General features: G+C 72.0%; 11 protein-coding genes. 3 read left to right on the top strand and 8 right to left on the bottom strand.

Annotated features, from left to right (window positions below):
* Positions 1 to 26 precede the first annotated feature (26 nt).
* A complete protein-coding gene (locus tag ACIQVT_RS07575) occupies positions 27 to 743 on the top strand; it encodes a TetR/AcrR family transcriptional regulator (RefSeq protein ID WP_403749008.1) in 717 nt (238 codons plus the stop codon).
* 7 nt (positions 744 to 750) lie between these two features.
* Here the strand turns inward: ACIQVT_RS07575 and ACIQVT_RS07570 are convergent, their stop codons facing one another.
* From ACIQVT_RS07570 to ACIQVT_RS07540, 7 genes are all read right to left on the bottom strand, one after another.
* Positions 751 to 1,113, bottom strand: a complete 363-nt coding sequence (locus ACIQVT_RS07570; protein WP_403749006.1) for a 5-carboxymethyl-2-hydroxymuconate Delta-isomerase — start codon at positions 1,111 to 1,113, stop codon at positions 751 to 753.
* A gap of 62 nt (positions 1,114 to 1,175) precedes the next feature.
* Positions 1,176 to 6,602: a pullulanase-type alpha-1,6-glucosidase gene (pulA, locus tag ACIQVT_RS07565; protein ID WP_403749004.1), complete on the bottom strand. Its 5,427-nt coding sequence runs from the start codon at positions 6,600 to 6,602 to the stop codon at positions 1,176 to 1,178.
* A 161-nt stretch (positions 6,603 to 6,763) separates the two neighbouring features.
* Positions 6,764 to 8,140 (bottom strand): alpha-amylase family protein, encoded by a 1,377-nt coding sequence (locus ACIQVT_RS07560; protein ID WP_403749001.1) that lies wholly within the window; start codon positions 8,138 to 8,140, stop codon positions 6,764 to 6,766.
* A 133-nt stretch (positions 8,141 to 8,273) separates the two neighbouring features.
* Positions 8,274 to 9,959 (bottom strand): glycoside hydrolase family 13 protein, encoded by a 1,686-nt coding sequence (locus ACIQVT_RS07555; protein ID WP_403748999.1) that lies wholly within the window; start codon positions 9,957 to 9,959, stop codon positions 8,274 to 8,276.
* A gap of 180 nt (positions 9,960 to 10,139) precedes the next feature.
* A complete protein-coding gene (locus tag ACIQVT_RS07550; protein ID WP_403748997.1) occupies positions 10,140 to 11,045 on the bottom strand; it encodes a sugar ABC transporter permease in 906 nt (301 codons plus the stop codon).
* 19 nt (positions 11,046 to 11,064) lie between these two features.
* Positions 11,065 to 12,069: a carbohydrate ABC transporter permease gene (locus tag ACIQVT_RS07545; protein ID WP_403748994.1), complete on the bottom strand. Its 1,005-nt coding sequence runs from the start codon at positions 12,067 to 12,069 to the stop codon at positions 11,065 to 11,067.
* A gap of 100 nt (positions 12,070 to 12,169) precedes the next feature.
* Entirely contained in the window at positions 12,170 to 13,444 is a 1,275-nt protein-coding gene (locus ACIQVT_RS07540; protein WP_403748991.1) for an extracellular solute-binding protein, read from the bottom strand.
* A 380-nt stretch (positions 13,445 to 13,824) separates the two neighbouring features.
* Between ACIQVT_RS07540 and ACIQVT_RS07535 the strand changes: the two genes are divergently transcribed.
* Both ACIQVT_RS07535 and ACIQVT_RS07530 read left to right on the top strand, forming a co-directional pair.
* Positions 13,825 to 14,859: a LacI family DNA-binding transcriptional regulator gene (locus ACIQVT_RS07535; RefSeq protein WP_403748989.1), complete on the top strand. Its 1,035-nt coding sequence runs from the start codon at positions 13,825 to 13,827 to the stop codon at positions 14,857 to 14,859.
* 68 nt (positions 14,860 to 14,927) lie between these two features.
* Entirely contained in the window at positions 14,928 to 15,791 is an 864-nt protein-coding gene (locus ACIQVT_RS07530; protein ID WP_403748986.1) for a phosphatase PAP2 family protein, read from the top strand.
* Positions 15,792 to 15,837: 46 nt separating this feature from the next.
* On the opposite strand, the gene ACIQVT_RS07525 is transcribed toward ACIQVT_RS07530, so the two are convergent.
* Positions 15,838 to 18,831, bottom strand: coding sequence for a bifunctional [glutamine synthetase] adenylyltransferase/[glutamine synthetase]-adenylyl-L-tyrosine phosphorylase (locus tag ACIQVT_RS07525; RefSeq protein ID WP_403748983.1), 2,994 nt, complete (start codon positions 18,829 to 18,831; stop codon positions 15,838 to 15,840).
* Positions 18,832 to 19,379 lie beyond the last annotated feature (548 nt).

Here is a 19,379-nt window from a genome sequence, read left to right as displayed (position 1 = left end):
CCGAATCCGGTCGGTAAGGTGTTCGCATGAGTACCGGGGTTCGCCGCAGGATGGGCGTCGAGGAGCGGCGGCAGCAGCTGATCGGTGTCGCCCTCGACCTCTTCAGCCGGCGTTCGCCCGACGAGGTCTCCATCGACGAGATAGCGACGGCCGCCGGCATCTCGCGGCCGCTCGTCTACCACTACTTCCCCGGCAAACTCAGCCTGTACGAGGCGGCGTTGAAGCGGGCCGCGGAGGACCTCGCGAGCCGTTTCGACGAGCCCCGCGAGGGTCCGCTCGGCGCGCGGCTGCTGCGGGTGATGCGCCGCTACTTCGACTTCGTGGAAGAGCACGGACCCGGTTTCTCGGCGCTGATGCGCGGCGGGCCTGCCGTGCCCGCGGACGGCGTCGGCTCCCGGGAGCACACCTCGGCGACCAACGCGCTCATCGACTCCGTACGGCAGGCCGCGTACGACCAGATGCTGTCGCACCTGGGGGTGACCGAGGCGTCCGCGCGGCTGGAGCTGGTCGTGCGCTCCTGGATCTCGCTGGCCGAGTCGACGGCGCTGCTGTGGCTGGACGGCCGCCGTATCCCGCGGACCGAACTGGAGCGGCAGCTCGTGCACGACTTCGCCGCGCTGGCCGCCGTCTGCGCCGCCCACGACCCGGACACGGCGACGCTGATGCGCACGATGATGCGGGACGAGCCGGCCGACGGCCCCTTCGCGGAGCTGGCCGGCCGGCTCGTGTCGCTGGCGTCCTGAAGGACGCTCAGCCGTCGTACTTGCGGTACGAGGCGTCGAGGTCGCGGACCTCGGCGGAGGCGTGCACGGTGACCGCCGTCCCCGCCACGTGCTCCCGCAGGAGTTCCAGGACCGCCTCGGTGAGCTTCGCCTTGGTCTCCTCGGCGCGGCCGGCGAGGAGCCCGATCGTCACGTGCACGACGGCGTGCCCGCGCGCTTCGGGATCCTCGTACCCGAACACCGTGTAGGCGCCGGGCCGGAACTGCGTCTTGCAGGCCTCCGGCTCGGCCGCCGCGATCTCCACGGTCGCCCGGTGCAGCGCCCGCGCGAAACCCGCGCGGTCGAAGGCGTCCCCGACGGTGTCGGAGTAGTCGATGGTGATCTGCGGCATGCGCGCTCCTGTCCTGTGGCTACGGCCTCACCCTAGGCCCTCTCGTTCGGATCATGCCGGGCTCACGGGCCCGATCCGAACGAAGGACCCTGGCTCCCGGTCCGGGTGAACACCGCCACGGTCCGCGCCGGGACGGTGAAGGTGCCCGGGCCGGCCGCGTAGGAGGCGGTCCTCACCACCGGGTCGGCGCCGGCCGCCTGCACCGGGTGCAGCCGGTAGTGCTCGCCGGCGAGGGCGCCGACGGTCTGCTTCTGTTCGTGCGGGGTGGCGTTGAGGACCACGACCAGGTCGCCGAGGCGCATGGTGATCACGCCGGGCGTCTCGTCCTTGCCGGACAGCGGGAAGGAGAGGTGCCGCTGGACCTGGGCGGCGGTGGCGAGGGAGAAGGCCTTCTCGGTGGTACGGATCTTCAGCAGGTCCCGGTAGGCGGCGGAGGCCCCGGTGATCTGCGGGCAGCCCACCTCGACGCTTCCCAGCAGCGGCCTGGCGTAGTCCCACTTGGACTTGTTGCCGGCGGCCGGGGGAAGGCCGCGGCCGAAGCCGTTGCCGTCGGCGCAGTTCCAGTGGATGGCGTTGAACCAGTCCCCGCTGTCGAAGGAGTCGCGGTCCAGGGACTTGGAGCGCAGCAGGTCGGTGCCGGCCTGGGAGAGGGACGGTCCCTGGGAGAGGGTGGCCGTGGCCATCGCCAGGACCTGCATCCGGGCCCGGTCCGCCGGGCTCGTCGAGGCGGGCAGCTTGTAGGCCAGCGCGTCGAAGAGCGACTCGTTGTCGTGGGCGTCCGCGTAGGCGACGGCGTCGCCGGGTGCCGCCGCGTATCCGGCGGGTGAGCCGTTGTAGTCGACGCCGGCCCCGGTGACCTCCTTGCCGTCGGTGTCGGTGAAGGTGAACGACTTCAGGCTGCCGGTGAGACCGATCTTGATCAGGTCCTGGTAGTGCAGCAGCCGGGCCTTCTGCTCCTCCTGGGAGCCGTTGGCGGTGGAGGAGTTGGGGTCGGTGTAGAGCCCGGAGGCGAAGCCCTGGACGCCGGGGTCGGCGTCGAAGGGGCTGCCGCCGCGCACGGCGTCACGGGCGCGGTCGGAGAAGGTGGCGATGCCGGTGCCGGCCATGTTCTTCTGCGTGGCCTGCACGAACCGGGCGTCGTCGGCGACCTCGCCGAAGTTCCAGCCCTCGCCGTAGAGGATGATCTTCTTTCCGTCGACGCCGTCCTTCTGCGGCGTCAGCGCGTCCAGGGCCTTGCGGACGGCGAGGATGTTGGCCTTGGGGTGGTGGCCCATGAGGTCGAAGCGGAACCCGTCGACCTTGTACTGCCTGGCCCAGGTGACGACCGAGTCCACGACCAGCTTGCCCATCATGGCGTTCTCGGGCGCGGTGTTGGCGCAGCAGGTGCTGTTGGCGACCGAGCCGTCGGCCAGCAGCCGCTGGTAGTAGCCGGGCACGATCCGGTCCAGGACGGAGGTGTCCGCCTGGCCGCTCGCCGCGGTGTGGTTGTAGACGACGTCCATGACGACCCGCAGGCCGTCCTGGTTGAGCGCCTGCACCATGCGGCGGAACTGGACGGTGCGGGCGGTGCCGTCCGGGTCGGTGGCGTACGACCCCTCGGGCACGGTGTAGTGGTACGGGTCGTACCCCCAGTTGTAGGCGTCCTTCGCGGCGGTCTTCGCGACGCACGCCTGCTGCTGGTCGGAGTCGGCCGGGTAGGACGCCAGGTCGCAGTCCGGGACGGCCTGGTCGGCTTTCTTCTCGGGGATCGTGGCGATGTCGAACGCGGGCAGCAGGTGCACGTAGGACGTGCCGGCCGCGGCCAGCGCCTTCAGGTGCCGGGAGCCGTCGCTGTCCTTGTCGGTGAAGGCCAGGTAGGTGCCCGGGTGCCGGGCGGTGGGGTCCCCGACGGAGAAGTCCCGGATGTGCAGTTCCTGGATCTGCGCGTCCCGCAGCGGTACGGCCCGGGGCTTGCGCAGCGCCGACCAGCCGGCCGGTGCCAGGGACCTGTCGGCCAGGTCCACGACGAGGCTGCGCCCGGAGTCCGCGGTCAGGGCGACCGAGTACGGGTCGGTGACCTTGTTGGTGACCAGCTTGCGGACGCTGGGCGCCCACACCCGCACGACGTACCGGTAGGGCTTGCCCTTCCAGGAGGCGGGGCCGGTGACGGACCAGACGCCGGTGGCGTCGTCGCGGCGCATGGACTTCACCGAGCCGTCCAGTTCCAGCGCGACGGAGCGTGCGGTCGGCGCCCAGACGGAGAGGGTCGGCCGGCCGTGGTGGAAGACGGGACCCAGCCGGGCCTTGGTGGCGCCCGGGTAGAGGTCGTCCAGCACGCCGGCGGTCTGCACGCCGGTCGCGGCGAGGACGGCGCCGTTGGCGGCCCGCTGCGAGGCGACGAGCTGGCCGGTGAGCGCCTCGCGCACCCGGTCCCGGTCGCGCGGGTCCACGGACCAGGCGGTGTAGCCCGACAGGTGCGGGAACCGCGCCTTCTGGGCGTCGGTGAGCGTGGTCCTGGTCAGTCGCAGCCAGCGTTCGTCGTCGCTGGTCAGCGTCGCGTCCTTGACGGTGATCGAGCCGTCGCGGGAATACAGCAGCTGGGTGGAGGCGGCGCCGTCGGCGCCGTTCCAGACGAGGGTGTCCCGGTCGATCCAGACGGCCTTGGAGGTGGTCAGGTCGAGGGCGGCGGCGTTGCCCGCGGGCTGCGGCAGCAGGTACTTCTCCTCGCCGTTCACCAGCCACGCCTCGTGGCCGTCGGCGGTGAGGTCCAGGGACCGGTCGGTGGCGAGTTCCTTCTCGTCGCCCTTGTGGATGATGTAGCTGAGGCTGCCGGCGCCCTCGGTGAGGGGCACCTCGAAGACCGCGCCATAGGCGTCAGTCTTCACCGGCTCCAGGGGTTTCGACCAGTCGGTGGGGTGCGCGGCGCCCGTCCAGACGTGCAGTCCCCAGCCGGCGTAGTTCCCGTCGGCGCGGTGGTAGTGCAGGACGGCCTTGGTGGCGTCCGGGGCCGGTAGGTCGGGCCGTTCGGTGCGGACGTCCGCCTTGCCCTGCTCGATCCAGACCTCGCCCGTCCTGGTGACGTCGATCGACCGGTCGGCGGAGACGTCCTTGTCGCCGTCCTTGTCGATGACCAGGAAGCTGACGTTCGAGGCGCCCGGGCGGAGCTTGACGTAGGCGAAGGCGCCGTAGGCGTCCCGGCCGGTGAAGGGGTGGCTGGCCGGCCAGTTCGTGGCCTCGCCGTCGGCGAGGTCGCCCCAGGCGTACAGGCCCCAGTCGGCGTAGTCGCCGTCGGTGCGCCTGTAGTGGACGACCGCGTAGTCCCGGGAGGTGGCCGTGGGGACCTCGGGCGCGGGCGGGGTGCCCGTGGTGCTGCTCGTGGTGGCGCTCGCGGTGTGCCCGGCCGCGTCGACGACGACGGCCTTGTAGCCGAGGGCGGTGCCGGCGGGCAGGTCCGCGCCGAGGGTCTGGGTGACCTGGTAGGGGGCGTGGTCGGCGGAGCCGAGGACGCGCCAGGGGCCGTCGCCGGTCCGGGCGGCGAAGACGACCCGGTCGAGGGCGCCGCCGCCGGTGCCGGCGCTGACCGTGACGGTGCCGGTGGCGCCGGCGGCCGGGGCCTTCAGGGTGATCGTGGGCGCGGTGGTGGGGGCGGCGAGGCGGCCGGACGCCTTGTAGACGACGGCGGAGCCGGCCGGGACGGTGACGGTGACCTCGCGGTCGGCGCCGGAGGTCACGGAGCCGCCGGCCCCGTGGATGCCCCGGTAGGTCATGCGGGGGGAGCCGGTCGGGAAGGTGGCCGTCTTCGCCGTGCCGGCGTTGTTGAGGGCGACGACGTACTCCTGGCCGGTGCGGGCGTCCGTCCGGGTGAAGGCGTAGACACCGGGGCCGTCGGCCGCGTACCGCTCGGTCTGCACGCCGTCCGTCAGGGCCGGGTTGGCCTTGCGGAGCCTGGCGAGGTCGGCGATCTGCCGGTAGAGCGGGGCGGAGGTGTCGTAGGAGGCGCCGGCGTGGGTGCGGTCGGTGCCGATCTCGTCGTCGTCCAGGTAGTCGGCGACCTTGGAGGCGAACATGGTCTGGCGGGCGTCCTTGTCTCCGCCGGAGCCGGTGAAGCCCTGCTCGTCGCCGTAGTAGACGACCGGGTTGCCGCGGCTGAGGAACATCAGCTCGTTGGCGAGTTCGTCCTTCTTCAGGATCTCGGCGTCGGTCGCCTCGGGGTTGTCCTGCTTCAGGAAGTACCCGAAGCGGCCCATGTCGTGGTTGCCGAGGAAGGTGACCTGTTCGTAGGCGTTGGCCTTGTCGGTCGTGTACCGGTAGTCGTCACCGAAGACGCCGGCGAGCCGCCGGGCGCTGCCGCCCTGGGAGGCGTAGGCGCGGGCCGCGTCCTGGAAGGGGAAGTCGAGGGTGGCGTCGAGGCGGCCCTGGGTGACGTACGGGGAGGTGACGGAGGTGTCGGCGGAGTAGACCTCGCCGAACATGAAGAAGTTCTTCCGGCCGTGCGCGGCGGCGTACCGGTCGAGCGCGGTCGCCCACTGGGTCCAGAAGGGCAGGTCCACGTGTTTGACGGTGTCGATCCGGAACCCGTCGACGGCGAAGTCCCGCACCCACCGCTCGTAGATGCGCTCCATGCCGTGGACGACCTCGGGGCGCTCGGTCCACAGGTCGTCCAGACCGGCGAAGTCGCCGTAGGTGGCCGACTCGCCGGCGTAGGTGGAGTCGCCCCGGTTGTGGTACATCGTCGGGTCGTTCAGCCAGGCGGGGACCTTGTCCCGGGCGGTGACGCGGGGGGTGCGCGGGAAGGAGTCGGCGTCGACGGCGGGGAAGCCCTTGCCGCCTGCCGCGCGGTCGGCGTCGTCGAAGGGCCTGCCGTCCTCGGTCAGGTACGGGAAGGCGCCCTTGGAGAGGTAGCCGTAGGACTTCTCCTCGTTGTCCACGAGGTCGGCGGTGTGGTTGGTGATGACGTCGAAGAAGACCTTCATGCCCTTGGCGTGGGCCTTGGAGATGAGCTTCTTCAGGTCCTGGTCGGTGCCGAAGTGCGGGTCGACCTGGGTGAAGTCGGTGATCCAGTAGCCGTGGTAGCCGGCGGAGGCGTCGGCGCCGGTGCCCTGCACGGGGCGGTTCTTGAAGATGGGGGCCATCCAGATGGCGGTGGTGCCCAGGCCCTTGATGTAGTCGAGCTTGTCCGTCAGGCCCTTGAGGTCACCGCCCTGGTAGAAGCCCTTGTCGGTGGGGTCGTAGCCGGTGCTGAGGCGGGAACCGGTCAGTCCGCCGCGGTCGTTGGAGGTGTCACCGTCGGCGAAGCGGTCCGGCATGACGAAGTAGAACTGCTCGCGGGTGTCGTCGTGCCGGGCGGGCTGGGCGGCGAGTCGCGCGTCCGAGGGGGGCGCGGGCGGGGCGGCGGCGCGGGCGGCCAGTGGCTGGACCAGGGCCGCGGCCAGGGCGACGACGGTGACCGCCGCCGCCCTCGCGTGACGCGGGGTACGGCGCCCGCGGGGCGCCGGCCATCTCGGTATCACAGGCGGTAACTCCTTGCGGTTGCGGCTCTTCGGGGGGCGACCCCGACGCCGGCGGCGCGCCGCGCCGCCGGGCGTCCGCGCGACCGTACCGCCGGCGAAAAGGTTTCAGCAAGAGTCTTGAAACCACGAGAAAGAGGTTTCAGGGACCGGGGGGTGACGGGTCAGCAGCCCGTTCTGCCGGCGTAGAGCGCCAGGGCGGTGTCCGGGGCCAGGGTGGCGGTGAACTGCCCGCCGGAGCCGACGGTCACCGTGGTGTTGTGCTGCACGTCGCAGTACGTGCCGGGCGCGAGGGAGGTCTGGTAGGTGCGGGTCAGCGAGGAGGTCTCGTGGTTGATCGCCACGTACCCCTTGGTGCCGCGTCCGAAGGCGATGGCGTTGTTGCCGTCGTCCCACCAGTTGGTGACCGCCTGGCCGCGGGTGGCGTTGCGGAAGGCCACCATGGACCTGATCTCCGGCCAGGCGTGCTGGCACTTCCAGCCGTCCTGCCAGCAGGCGTTCACCTTGCCCCCGTTGGGCGGCCCGGCGTCGGCGTCGGTCCACTCGTAGCCGGAGTTGATGTCGGGGGCGCCGTAGGGCCAGGCGAGCATGAAGACGTTGGCCAGGGTGTAGCGGGCGCCGGCCTTGTAGTTCAGGGTGCTGCCGTTGCGTTCGGTGTCGTGGTTGTCCACGAAGACGCCCGCCACGGAGCTGTTGAGGTAGCCCCAGCCCTCGCCGTAGTTGCTCAGGTAGGCCAGTTTCTCGCTGGTGAAGACGCGCTTGAGGTCGTAGGCGTAGCGGAACTCCTGGACGTCGCCGTTGCCGGTGTACTCAGTGGGCTGGACGGCTTCGCCGGCGCCGTAGATCACCTCCTGCTTCCAGTAGACGCCGGGGTTGGTGAGGCGGCTCTTGATGTTGGCCAGGTCGGCGCTGTCGATGTGCTTGGCCGCGTCGATGCGGAAGCCGTCGACGCCGAGGGAGAGCAGGTCGTTCAGGTAGCCCGCGATCGTCTTGCGGACGTACTCCTCGCCGGTGTCCAGGTCGGCCAGGCCGACGAGTTCGCAGTGCTGGACGTTCCAGCGGTCGGCGTAGTTCGAGACCGGGGAGGTGCAGTCGTCGAAGTCGTAGGAGGAGTACAGCCCGGGGTAGGCGTACTTCGTGTACGACGTGCCGCCGGTGCCGGTGCCGCTGCCGGCGGACATGTGGTTGATGACCGTGTCGGTGACGACCTTGACGCCCGCCGCGTGGCAGGTGTTCACCATGTTCTGGAAGGACGCCCGGTCGCCGAGGCGGCCGGCGATTCTGTAGGAGACGGGCTGGTACGACGTCCACCACTGCGGGCCCTGTATGTGCTCGGCGGGCGGGGAGACCTGGACGTAGCCGTATCCGGCGGGGCCGAGGGTGGTGGTGCACTCCTTGGCGACCGAGGCGAAGTTCCACTCGAAGAGGACGGCGGTGACGTCCTTGGTGCCGGGCGGGGAGGCCTCGGCATTCGTCGAGTTCATGCCAACCGTGAGGGCGGCGGCGAGGGCGAGCCCCGCGGGGAGGATCCTGCGTGCCATGTGGGGTTCCTTCGACGGTGAAGGTTCTTGCTGCAATGTTTCGAAAACTTGCGGTGACGCAGATGTTAAAGGCCCGCTGCCGGAAAGGCAGCGGGCCGTCATGAAGTTGATGCAAGAACTTTCGGACGGTCCGTCAGACCGCGGCGGCCGACCACCACACGGTCGTGTCCGCGGGCACCTCGACCTCCTCGCCGGCCTGCGTGACCTCCCCGCTGCCGAGCAGCACGCGGCCGTGGGCCGGGACCCGTACCGGCGCTCCCGTGGTGTTCGCGACGCACCCGAAGTCGCCGCGCCGGAAGGCCAGGACGCCCTCGGGCGCCGCCAGCCACTCCACCGCGTCGCCCGCGCCGAGGTCCGGGCGGGTCCGGCGCAGCCGCAGCGCGGTGCGGTACAGCTCAAGAGTGGAGCCGGGCGCGCCGGTCTGCGCCTGCACGCTCAGGGCGCCCCAGCCCGCCGGCTGCGGGAGCCAGCTGCCGCCGTCGCCGAAGCCGTACGACGACCCCTCGCGGGTCCACGGGATCGGCACCCGGCAGCCGTCGCGGAAGCCGTCCTGGCCGGCACCGCGGAAGTACGCCGGGTCCTGGCGCACCTCGTCCGGCAGGTCGACGACGTCCGGGAGGCCCAGTTCCTCGCCCTGGTAGACGTAGGCCGAGCCCGGCAGGGCCAGCATCAGCAGGGTCGCCGCCCGGGCCCGCCGGAGCCCCAGCTCGCGGTCGCCGGCGGTGCGGATCTGGGTGCCGAGGCCGGGTGGGTTGGCGAAGCGGGTGGCGTGCCGGGTGACGTCGTGGTTGGACAGCACCCAGGTCGCGGGCGCGCCGACCGGACGCATGGCCTCCAGGGTGCGGTCGATGACCCCGCGCAGTTCCTCCGCGTCCCACGCCGTGCCCAGGTACTGGAAGTTGAAGGCCTGGTGCAGTTCGTCGGGGCGGACGTAGTGCGCGGTGCGCTCCACGGTCGGGGTCCACGCCTCGGCGACGAAGATCCGCTCACCCGCGTACTCGTCGAGGATGCCGCGCCACTGGCGGTAGATGTCGTGCACGCCGTCCTGGTCGAAGAACGGCATGACATCGTTGCCCAGCAGTTTCAGCTGTTCGTGGGAGCCCAGGTCGGGCAGGCCCTCCGCCTTGACCAGGCCGTGCGCGACGTCGATGCGGAAGCCGTCGACGCCCATGTCCAGCCAGAAGCGCAGGATGGAGCGGAACTCGTCCCCGACGGCCGGGTGGTTCCAGTTGAAGTCGGGCTGCTCGGGGGCGAAGAGGTGCAGGTACCACTCGCCCGGGGTGCCGTCCGGCTCGGTCACCCGGGTCCAGGCCGGACCGCCGAAGATGGACTCCCAGTCGTTGGGCGGCAGTTCGCCGCCGGCACCCTTGCCGGGCCGGAAGTGGTAGCGCTCCCGCAGCGGCGAGCCGGGGCCCTCGGCGAGAGCGCGCTTGAACCACTCGTGCTGGTCGGAGGAGTGGTTGGGGACCAGGTCCACGATGATCCGCAGCCCCAGTCCGTGCGCGTCGCGGATGAGCGCGTCGGCATCGAGGAGGGTGCCGAACATGGGGTCCACGGCACGGTAGTCGGCGACGTCGTAGCCGGCGTCGGCCTGCGGGGAGGCGTAGAAGGGGCTCAGCCACACGGCGTCGACGCCGAGGTCGCGCAGGTACGGCAGGCGGGAGCGTACGCCTTCCAGGTCGCCCATGCCGTCGCCGTTGCTGTCGGCGAAGCTGCGCGGGTAGACCTGGTAGATGACCGCGTCCCGCCACCAGTCGCGGCGGTCGGCGACGGTGCCGGCGAGGTGGCGGGCCGGTGCGGCGGAGTGCTGCTGGCTCATGGCGTCCTTGATACGTGACAGGGGCATGGTGGGCGTGGGGTACGGCGGCGGACGGGGAGCACGGGGCGGGCCGCGGGGCCGGCGGGGCTGGTCGCCCCCCGCCCGGACGGCGGGGGGGAGGCCACCGCGGCCCGCCGGCCCGCGCGGCCGGGCCGCGCGGGAGTCGCTCCCCGGCGGGCGTCAGCCCTTGGTGCCGCCGGCGGTGAGGCCGGTGACGAGGTTCTTCTGCACGAGGTAGAAGAACGCGGTCACGGGTATCGCGATCAGCACCGCGGTGGCGGCCATGTAGTTCCACTGGGCGTCGTGCTGGCTGACGAAGGTCTGGAGGCCGACGGCGAAGGTGTACTTGGAGTCGTCCAGCAGGAAGGTGGTCGCGAAGGCGACCTCGCCGACGGCGGTGATGAAGTTGTAGAACGCGGCGACGGCCAGGCCCGGGCGGGCCAGCGGCAGGATCAGCCGGAAGAACGTGCCGAACGGGGTGAGCCCGTCCACCCGACCGGCCTCGTCGATCTCGAAGGGGATGGTGTCGAAGTACCCCTTGAGCAGCCACGCGCTGTACGGCACGGCGGTGGTGCAGTTGACGATGATCAGCGACCAGTAGCTGTCGATGAGGCCCAGCTCGCCGAAGATCTCGTACATCGGCACGATCAGGATGGCGATCGGGAAGGCCTGCGTGAGCAGCAGCACCCACATCAGCTGCTTGTAGCCGGGGAAGCGCATGCGGGAGACCGCGTAGCCGGTGGTCGCGGCGACGAAGACACCGATGACGGTGGTGCCGAGGGCCACGATCATCGTCGACTTGAACCAGTCGAAGAAGGCGGTGTGCTCCAGCACGAAGCGGTAGTTGCCGAGGGTCAGTTTGTTCGCGATCTTGCCCGGGTGCAGGTAGTCGTCCTTGTCCGGGCCGAGGGACAGGTAGAACAGCCAGGCCACCGGGGCCAGGGCGATCAGGCTCGCCACGGTGAGCCCGCCGTGCAGCAGGGCGGTGCCGAGCGGGCCGCGCTCCCCGCGCCGGCGGGTGCGGTCCCGGGGCGCGGCGGCGGGGGCCGGTGCGGCCACGGTCTTTTCCAGGATCGGGGTGCTCATGGCGGCGGCTCCTGCGGCGTCAGACGGCGAGCTGGTCATTGCGCTTCAGCCAGCGGAAGTAGAAGGAGGTGAAGACGGTCAGGATCGACAGCAGCAGCACGCCGTACGCGGCGGACTGGGCGAAGTCGCGCGGCTGCTGGCCGAAGCCGAGGTAGTAGGCCCAGGTGACGAGGATCTGGGCGTCGGGCGCGCCGGTCGGGCCGAACAGCAGGAAGATGATCGCGAACTGGTTGAACGTCCAGATGACGCCGAGCAGCACGACGGTGGAGCTGACCGAGCGCAGGCCGGGCAGGGTGACGTGCCGGAAGCGCTGCCAGGCGGTGGCACCGTCCATCTCCGCGGCCTCGTAGAGGGTGGAGTCGATGGACTGGAGCCCGCCGAGCAGGGAGAGCATCATGAACGGCACGCCGCACCAGGTGTTGACCATGATGGCGGCGAACCGCTGCCAGAAGGTGTCCTCCAGCCACTGCGGCTGCGGCAGGTGCAGGGCGCCGAGGAACTGGTTGAGCGCGCCGGAGTCGGCGAGCATGATCCGCCAGGAGAAGACGGTCACGAAGGTCGGCACGGCCCAGGGCAGCACGAGCAGCAGCCGGTAGACGGTGCGGCCGCGCAGCTTCTGGTCGAGCATGAGCGCGAGGCCCAGGCCGAGCGCGTAGTGCAGGACGACGCAGGCGGCGGTCCAGAAGACGGTCCACAGGAAGTGCGACCAGAACCGGTCGTAGGCCGTCGGACCGAACAGGATGTCCTTGTAGTTGTCCAGGCCGATGAACCGGTAGGTGGCGGCGATGTGGTTGACGCCGATGGTGCGGGCCGAGTTGAGGCTGTTGGCGTCGGTGAGGGTGAGGTAGACACCGCGCAGCAGCGGGTAGGCGACGATGCCGCCGAGTACGGCGACGACCGGGGCGATCATCGCGTAGGCGTACCAGTGCTTCTGGTAGCCGTTCCTGATGCGCCGGCCCAGCCCGGGCCGAGGCGCGCGGTCACCGCGGCGCTTGCCGGTCGCGCGGTCGATGGCGACTGTCATGGTTCGACACCTTCAAGAGTTCCGGGGTTGGGCCGGGCACAGGGCGGTGGCCGCCGGATCCTTCCCCTCCTGACGAGAGGATCCGGCGGCCACCGGGGGCTCACTTGCTGAAGTCGGGCACCAGCTTGGCGATGGCCAGCTCGGCGTCGGCCAGGCCCTTGTCCAGGGACTCCCGGCCGCCGGCGATCTTGGGCAGCTCGGTGTCCAGCGGACCCCACAGGGAGCTGTACTCGGGCAGCGCCGGGCGCGGCTGCGCGGCGGCGAGGACGCCCTGGTAGCCGGCGATGCCGGGGTCGGCCTTGACCTGGGCGGTGTAGGCGTCGGAGCGGGTCGGCAGGGTGGAGTTCTTCAGGGCGACGGCCGCCTGGGACTTGGCCGAGGTCATGAACTGGACGAACTTCAGGGCCGCCGCCTGGTGGGCCTTGTCCGAGCCGGCGTAGACCGAGAGGTTGTGGCCGCCGGTCGGGGCGCCCGCCTTGCCGGAGGAGCCGGCCGGGACGGTGGCGATGCCGAGGTTGGACTTGTCCTGGAAGGCCGAGCCCTTGTAGAAGTTCGTGATCTCCCAGGGGCCCTGGATGATCGCGGCGACCTTGCCGTTGACGAACGCGTCCTGGATGTGGGCGTAGGCGTCGGCGGTGGTGTCGGCCTTGTGCAGGCCCTTGCCGGAGAACGTGCTCAGCCAGGTGCCGTAGGCCTTCTTGGCGGCGGCGGAGTCGACGGTGATCTTCTTGGCGGCGACGTCGACGGTGTCGGTGCCCTCGCCGTAGAGGAAGCTCTGCGCGTAGTAGGCCTGGGTGGAGCCCCAGTACCCGTCGACCTTGGTCTTGGCCTGGACCTTGGCGGCGTCGGACTTCAGCTCGTCCCAGGTCTTGGGCGGCGCGGTGATGCCGGCCTTCTTGAACAGCGCCTTGTTGTAGACCAGCGCCAGGGTGTCGGTGACCAGCGGGACGCCGTAGGTCTTGCCCTGGTACTGGGCCTGCTTGATCAGGCTGGACTGGAACTTCGCCCGGTCGGCGAGGGCCTCGGTGCCGTCCAGCGGCAGGAAGAAGCCCTTCTTGGCGAAGGCGGGGGTCCAGCCGACCTCGGAGCGCAGCACGTCGGGGGCGCCCTTGGAACCGGCGGCGGTGTCGAACTTGTTCTGCGCCTGGTCGAAGGGGACGTCGACGTAGTTGACCTTGATGTCCTTGTGGGCGCTCTCGAACTGCTGGACCAGGGCCTTGTACGTCGGCGCCTCGTTGGTCGCGTTGGAGGTGTCCCACCAGGTGATGGTCACGGGGCCGTCCGACTTGCCGCCGTCGCTGTCGTCCCCGCCGCACGCCGTCGCCGTGAGGGCGAGGGACGCCACCAGCGCGGAGGCCGCTATGCCACGCCGCATGAGTTCTCCTTGAGGGTTGAGCCCGAGTGGTGCAGGAGGCGGTACCGTCCGCCGGCCCTGCGACTTGCCGACTGCGCCGTTGCCACGGCCGGGCGACAGGGAACGTAACAGCGATGTAAGCGTTGCGAAAGACCTTGCAGAAAAAAAGTGCAAGGAGACAGGATGGTTACCACCCCGTGATCGGGTCTCGACCGCGGCGCGACCCAACGGGGGCATGGCTGAGCGGCGAGGACGACTCCTGTGCAAGACTCTGCAAGCTCTTGCCACCATGTAACCGAGGGAGCGCGATGAGGCAGCAACCCACGGCAGGCCCCCCGGCCGCCCGCGCCCGGCGTCCGGCCGGTGTGCAAGGGGACATACGACCGGTACAGTCCAGTGGCGTGACCACACGGCTTGCCGATATCGCTACGCAGGCGGGGGTGAGCGAAGCGACCGTCAGCCGGGTCCTGAACGGGAAGCCGGGCGTCGCCGCCGCCACCCGCCAGTCCGTGCTGGCCGCGCTGGACGTGCTCGGCTACGAGCGCCCGGTGCGGCTGCGCCAGCGCAGTGAGGGCCTGGTGGGCCTGATCACCCCGGAGCTGGAGAACCCGATATTCCCGGCCCTGGCGCAGGTCATCGGCCAGGCGCTGACCCGCCAGGGGTACACCCCGGTGCTCGCCACCCAGACCCCGGGCGGGTCCACGGAGGACGAGCTGACCGAGATGCTCGTGGACCGCGGCGTCGCCGGGATCATCTACGTCTCCGGGCTGCACGCGGACACCACCGCCGACATGCAGCGCTACGACCGGCTGCGCGCGCAGGGCGTGCCGTACGTGCTGGTGGACGGGTTCTCGCCGAAGGTGCAGGCGCCGTTCATCTCCCCCGACGACCGGGCGGCGATGGCGCTGGCGGTGACGCACCTGGTGTCGCTGGGGCACACCCGGATCGGGCTGGCCCTCGGGCCGAAGCGGTTCGTGCCGGTGCAGCGCAAGATCGAGGGCTTCGTGCGGACCGTGCAGGAGCAGCTGGGCATTCCCGCGCAGACCGTGGAGACGGAGCTGGTCCAGCACTCGCTGTACACCCTGGAGGGCGGTCAGGCGGCCGCGACGGCGCTGATCGAGCGGGGCTGCACGGCGGTGGTCTGCGCCAGCGACATGATGGCTCTGGGGGCGATACGGGCGGCGCGGCAGCGCGGCCTGGAGGTGCCCCGGGACGTGTCGGTGGTCGGCTTCGACGACTCCCCGCTGATCGCCTTCACCGACCCGCCGCTGACGACCGTGCGCAAGCCGGTCCCGGCGATGGGCCAGGCCGCGGTGCGCACGCTGCTGGAGGAGATCGGCGGGACGCCGGCGCCGCACAGCGAGTTCGTCTTCATGCCGGAGCTGGTGGTGCGCGGGTCCACCGCCTCCGCCCCGCACACCCTGCGTACGCCGTAGAAGGTGCGCCGCGGATCCGCCCGGGGGATGATCGGGCGGGGAAACCTTTTCTGGCAGACTCTGTGTCCATGGGTGACTCGACCGTGACAGAGCCGGAAGGTCGCGAGCAGGTGGCCGTTCCGCGGGTCGTCACGGGCGAGGCCGGACGGGGTCCGCTGGGCCGGCTGCGGCGTCCGCGACGGCCGCGGCTGTGGTTCGAGGTCCTTCTGGTCGCGGTGAGTTACTGGACGTACTCGCTGATCCGCAACGCCGTGCCGGAGCAGCGGGCCGAGGCGCTGCGCAACGCGCGCTGGATCTGGCGCGTCGAGCACGATCTGGGCGTCGCCGTCGAGCAGTCGGTGAACCACGCCGCCAACTCGGTGACTTGGCTGATCGTCGGGATGAACTACTACTACGCCACGCTGCACTTCGTCTTCACGATCGGCGTCCTGGTGTGGCTGTACCGGTGGCATCCCGGGCGGTACGCGGCGACCCGGCTGGCGCTGTTCGCGACGACCGGCGTGGCCCTGGTGGGGTACTACCTGTTCCCGCTGGCGCCGCCCCGGCTGATGGGCGGCGGGCGCTTCGTCGACACCGTGCTGACGCACCACACCTGGGGCTCGATGGCGTCCGGCGACCTCAAGCACATGTCGAACCAGTACGCGGCGATGCCGTCGATGCACATCGGCTGGTCCCTGTGGTGCGGGCTGACCGTCTTCGCGCTGGCCTCGGTGCCGTGGGTCCGGGTGCTGGGGCTGGTGTACCCGGCGGCGACCCTGCTGGTGATCGTGGCCACCGCCAACCACTTCTGGCTGGACGCGGTGGGCGGCGTGGTCTGCCTGTGCTTCGGCTTCGCGGTGGCCCGCCTCTGGTACGGCCACCTGCCCCATGCCCTGCCGCGGCGGGTGGCGGTGCCCGCGGGCGAGCCGGTGCCCGCCGTCCGGTCCGCGTGACCGTACGGCACCGCGCCCCGCGCCGGCCCGGGGCGCGGGCGCCGGGTCAGTCCGCGTAGAACAGCTCCTCCACGACCGTGCGCGCCCGGCGGGCGGTACGCCGGTAGGCGTCCAGCATGTCCCCGGCGTGCCCGGCGCCGTGCCCCAGGTAGCGGCCGACGGCGGCCAGCTCGCGGGGCTCGGTGGGGAAGGTGTCCCCGGCCCGGCCGCGGACCAGCATGACCGCGTTGCGTACCCGGGTGGCCAGCACCCAGGCCTCGTCCAGGATCTCCGCCTCCGCCGCCGGCAGCAGCCCGGCGTCACGGGCGGCGGCCAGGGCCTCGCGGGTGCGGGTGGTGCGCAGGCCCGGCTCGTGGTGGGCGTGGCGCAGCTGGAGCAGCTGGACGGTCCACTCGACGTCGGACAGGCCGCCGGGGCCCAGCTTGGTGTGCAGCTTGGGGTCGGCGCCCCGGGGCAGCCGTTCGGACTCCATGCGCGCCTTCAGCCGGCGGATCTCGCGGACCGCGTCCTCGCCGAGGCCCCGGGCCGGGTAGCGCAGCGGGTCGACGAGGGCGGTGAAGCGCCGGCCCAGCTCCTCGTCCCCGGCGACCGGCTCGGCCCGCAGCAGCGCCTGCGACTCCCAGACCAGGGACCAGCGGCGGTAGTACGCCTCGTACGACTTCAGGGTGCGCACCAGCGGGCCCGACTTGCCCTCGGGGCGCAGGCCGGCGTCGATGAGCAGCGGCGGGTCGGCGCTGGGCAGCTGGAGCAGGCGGCGCATCTCGGCGACGATCCGGTTGGCGGCGGCGGACGCCTCCTGCTCGTCCGCGCCCTCATGGGGTTCGTGCACGAACAGGACGTCCGCGTCGGAGCCGTAGCCCAGCTCGTGCCCGCCGAAGCGGCCCATCCCGATGATCGCGAACCGGGTGGGCAGCGCGTCGCCCCAGCCCTCGCGGACGACCGCGCGCAGGGTGCCGGCGAGGGTGGCCGCGGTGAGGTCGGAGACGGCCGCGCCGACCCGGTCGACGAGGGCGCCCTGGTCGGTCTCGGGGGCGTTGGCCTCGGTGCCGTAGGAACCGACGATGTCGGCGGCGGCGGTGCGGAACAGCTCGCGGCGGCGGACGCCACGGGCCGCGGTGACGCCCTGCCCGGCGTCGGCCGCGCGGCCCACCGCGGCCATGATCTCCTGTTCCAGCGGGACGCGGTCCCGGGGCGCGAGGCCGCCGGAGTCGCCGTCGCCGAGCAGGGCGACCGCCTCGGGGGCGCGCATCAGCAGGTCGGGGGCGAGCCGGCCGGCCGACAGGACGCGGGCCAGGTTCTCGGCCGCCGCGCCCTCGTCGCGCAGCAGACGCAGGTACCAGGGGGTCTTGCCGAGCGCGTCGGAGACCTTGCGGAAGTTGAGCAGGCCGGCGTCGGGATCCGCGGAGTCGGCGAACCAGCCGAGCATGACCGGGAGCAGGGTGCGCTGGATGGCCGCCTTGCGGGTCACCCCGGAGGACAGGGCCTCCAGGTGGCGCATGGCGGCGGCCGGGTCGGCGTAGCCGAGGGCAACCAGCCGGGCGCGGGCCGCCTCGGGGCTCAGCCGGGTCTCGCCGGGTGCCAGCTGGGCCACCGCGTCCAGCAGCGGGCGGTAGAACAACTTCTCGTGCAGCCTTCGTACGACGCCGGTGTGGCGCCGCCACTCGCGGTTCAGCCCGGTCACCGGGTCGGTGCGCAGGCCCAGGGAGCGGCCGAGGCGGCGCTGGTCGGCCTCCGCCTCGGGGACGAGGTGGGTGCGGCGCAGGCGGTACAGCTGGATGCGGTGCTCCATCGAGCGCAGGAAGCGGTACGCCTCGTCGAGGCGGGCGGCGTCCTCCCGGCCGACGTAGCCGCCGCCGGCGAGGGCCTGGAGGGCGTCCAGGGTGGTGCCGCTGCGCAGGGTGGGGTCGGTGCGGCCGTGCACGAGCTGGAGGAGCTGCACGGCGAACTCGACGTCGCGCAGGCCGCCCGGGCCGAGTTTCAGTTCGCGGTCGACCTCGGCCACGGGGATGTTCTCCACCACGCGGCGGCGCATCCGCTGCACGTCCGCCACGAAGTTCTCGCGGTCGGCCGCCTGCCACACCAGGGGGTGCAGCGCGTCCAGGTAGGCCCGGCCGAGGTCGGGGTCGCCGGCCACCGGGCGGGCCTTGAGGAGCGCCTGGAACTCCCAGGTCTTCGCCCAGCGCTGGTAGTAGGCGAGGTGGCTGCTGAGGGTGCGCACGAGGGGGCCGTTGCGGCCCTCGGGGCGGAGGTTGGCGTCGACCGGCCAGATGGAGCCCTCGACGGTCGTCTCGGAGCAGATCCGCATGAGGTGCGAGGCGAGCGCGGTGGCGGACCGGAGCGCCTTGGGCTCGGGGGTGCCTTCGGCCGCCTCGGCGACGAAGATGACGTCCACGTCGGAGACGTAGTTCAGCTCGTGGCCGCCGCACTTGCCCATGGCGATGACCGCGAGGCGGCAGGCGGCGGCGTCCTCGGGGGCGGCGCGCCGGGCCATGTCCAGGGCGGCGCGAAGGGTGGCGGTGGCCAGGTCGGCGAGTTCCGCGGCGGTCTCGGCGACGTCGGTGGTGCCGCAGACGTCGCGGGCGGCGATGGAGAGCAGGCAGCGGCGGTAGGCGACGCGGAGGGTGACCGGGTCGGTCGCCTCGGCCAGACCGCGTTCGAACTCCGCGAGGCCGGGGTGCAGGTCCTGCGGCTCGTAGGTGACCAGGACCTGCCAGTCGGTGGGGTGGCGGGCCAGGTGGTCGGCGAGGGCGGCGGAGGCGCCGAGGACGCCGAGGAGGCGGTCGCGCAGGGGCTTCGCCGCGATGACGGTGTCCAGCAGGGAGCGCCGGGCGCCGGGGTCGTCCTGCGCCTCCAGCAGGCGGACCAGGCCGTCCAGGGCGAGGTCGGGGTCGGCGGTGGCGCCGAGGGCCTCCAGGAGCACCGGGTCGTCGCGGACGGGGCCGAGTTCGGGGCCGTCCAGGAGGCGCTCGGCGGCGGAGGGGTCGGTGAAGCCGTGCCGCAGCAGACGGGTGAAGGTGCTGCTCCTGCGCCCCGGCGTCATCTCCGTGGTCTCCCCTCGGGATCTTCGGTCGTCCTGGCCAGAGCCTAACGGCAGCCCGCCGAGGCAGCTCCGCCCACGGCCCAGCGGGGCGGGGCCGGGTTTCCCCGCCGCGGGCGGGACGTACACCGGGGCGGCCCGGCAGGTCCCGCACGGCTCGGGGAGGCGGTTCGCGGACCACCTCGAAGATCGGCCCCGGGGCCGCCCGGCCGCGCTCACCTCCGGACGGACCGGACGCCGCGCCGGCCCGGACGCCGGGGACCGTGGTGGATGCGTTTCTCGCCGGGCATCGGACACCGGGCGTGCCGCGTGCCCCGCGGGTGGGCGGGTCCGGGGGATGCGGTTCGCGGGCGTACAGCGGGGACATCAGCGGCCGTGGGGACCACCTCGAGGAACGAACCCGGCGCCGCCCGGCCGCTGCTCGCCTCCGGACAGGCAGGCGCCGGGGCCCGTCCTTCGCGGCGGGGCCGCGTCTCCTCGTCGGGTGTCCGGCGCGGGGCGTGCCGCGTGCCCCGAGGCCCCGGCGGGTCCCGCACGGTCCGGGGAGGCGA

This window comes from Streptomyces sp. NPDC100445 (assembly GCF_044759735.1).
In the GTDB taxonomy this organism is placed as follows: domain Bacteria; phylum Actinomycetota; class Actinomycetes; order Streptomycetales; family Streptomycetaceae; genus Streptomyces.
The sequence above is the reverse complement of the archived record's forward strand: the minus strand, read 5'-3'. Positions and strand labels throughout refer to the sequence as shown.